The organism is Leptospira kanakyensis (genome assembly GCF_004769235.1).
GTDB lineage: Bacteria > Spirochaetota > Leptospiria > Leptospirales > Leptospiraceae > Leptospira_A > Leptospira_A kanakyensis.
On the sequence record NZ_RQFG01000008.1, the window covers coordinates 1 to 2212 of the forward strand.

Consider the following 2212-nt stretch of genomic DNA (forward strand, 5'->3'; position numbering starts at 1 on the left):
GATTGTGAAAAGGAATACATTTGAAAAGATTTTTAAACTTAATTATCGAATATTGCAAATAACGAACTAGACTTAACGACGTTCCCCGACCCTGAGTCCCTGTAAGGGACGTTAGGGACTGGAACGACGCTTGCAGAGGCAAGAGGAGTGCCAGAGGGGAATGTGTCGCAGACCGAGCAAGGGCGTAAGTCCCGCAGCGAAGCGTTAAGTCGCTGTTATGCGTAGTAAAGCTAGATAAGTTTGAATGTATTATTTAGGACATTTACTCTTTCTTCTAAGTAATCTTTGTCTAGATTGTTCGTATAAATCATTGTAATATTACCAAAAAAGAATTTTTCGAATTTTGATAGTTTTATTCGTTTTGCGTTTGCTTGCAAGAAGGAGATGGTGTCAATAGCGACTTCTCGTGCTTCGCTGATACTGCTTCTAATAATTATTCTTAACCTTGCTGATTTATTAATAAATTCTTGAATTTGAAACTGAATTAAGTCTGATTTTCTTTCTCGAAGTGCCTTTTCGAAGTCGATATTGAATTTTGAATGAAAGTTTTTTAAATTTTCTAAATTAGTGGCAATATGTTCAAAATGAAGTAAACAATTTGAAATTTTTATTATAACTTCTGAATCATTGATTGAAAGAAACTCGTCTGTGTTTGTAGTAAATGTATAGATTTTTAATTCTTGTAACAGCGGCTTATCTAAATTTTCTTCAAAATGGTTTAACGCCTTAAAATTATGAATTAAGTTTTTTAGATTATTGTTTAGAATGAGATCTGTTTTGGATATATATTTCAGTCTGATATTCTTCTCACTAATTCTATATTTTAATGCTTCGTATGTTGAAGTCACATAAAAACTTAATAGGCTTCCGGATATCAATCCGGTAAAAGAATTGAATATTTCATTGTTTGCACTTTCATCAATAAAGAAGTATATTGAAATGATTATTGTTATTGGTATTACTACAATTGATATAAATCTCATTTTTACCTCAACTTATAAATTACTTTATTACGCATAACGAACTAGCTAACCGACGTAGGCTGGCCCTGAGCCTCGCAGAGGCGTTAGGGATTGGCACGACGCTTGCGTAAAGCAAGAGGAGTGACAAAAGCCTATGTGTCGCAGACCGAGCGAGGGCGTAAGTCCCGAAGCGAAGTGGTTAGCGGATGTTATGCGCAGCTATTTTTTTAAACTTAATATTTCACCTAATAAAAGATAGGTATTAAAAAAAAGACTTTTCGCTTCGTTTGTATCGATATCTGAATGAACACCTGCAGAAGTTCTATCGTACAAATTTGATAAATTTTGTCGTAACTTCTTTTTCCTCGATTCACTTTCTGTATTTAGTTGGATAAAGGCGTTAATTCTGTTTAAGACTTTATCTTGTTTAAGTGAAAGTATATTTCCTCCAATTTCAATAGAATCCTCTCTTGCAGGAAAGATATGATTGGCGAAAGAGTCGACTATTCTTCTACATGTGTTTAAAGCTTGGCTAATTGATTCTTTATCTTCATTTGATAATCTGTCTACAACTGCAGGTATTTGACCTAGAATATCACCTGAATTTGCTGCTATTAATATATCAATATCCTTTTTGTATTTATCAAAAATACCTTCAGCTACATTATCAAATGTTTTTTGATAATATACATTGGCTACAAAATCATGAATAAGAGAGATTACAATTGATTTAATGCTTTCTAGTTTTGCGATATTGTGTGAGGCATCGTTCATTTGTGTTGTCACTCGATCGATTACAAAAATCGCCCTATCGCCGCTTGTGTCAGGGATCCTAATTAGCGAAAGCTTTTGTTTTTGAGCTTCAGCAGTAGCTTCAATTTTTGCTAGAGAGCCCCAATATCCTTCTTTTTTTTTGAAATCTGTCCAACGGCTGGTCTTCGACATATATTTTAAGGCAATTGGATCATCCGAAAATCCCTGCATTTCAAATCTAAGCCAAGCCCTAATTTCTTCTTCATCAACATATCTTGCAAGTCTGGTTGTTTTAAGCAATATTGCTTGTGCTCCTAACCGTGAGAGTTCTATATCATCTAGAATTTCTCTGGCTAGATTAATAACATGTTCTGATTTTGATGTATCCATGTGTTTCTTAAGTTATTTTGAAATAGTTGCGCATAACGAACTAGTGGAGACGACGTTCCTCGTAGCTGAGCCTCGCAGAGGCGTTAGCGTCGGCGCGCTTCTTGCGT

General features: G+C 34.9%; 2 protein-coding genes. Both read right to left on the minus strand.

The window, feature by feature from the left end:
* Positions 1–230 precede the first annotated feature (230 nt).
* On the minus strand, positions 231–983 hold the full coding sequence (locus EHQ16_RS07920; RefSeq protein WP_135636168.1) for a hypothetical protein: 753 nt from the start codon (positions 981–983) through the stop codon (positions 231–233).
* A 198-nt stretch (positions 984–1181) separates the two neighbouring features.
* Positions 1182–2105, minus strand: a complete 924-nt coding sequence (locus EHQ16_RS07925) for an AbiTii domain-containing protein (RefSeq protein WP_135636170.1) — start codon at positions 2103–2105, stop codon at positions 1182–1184.
* Positions 2106–2212 lie beyond the last annotated feature (107 nt).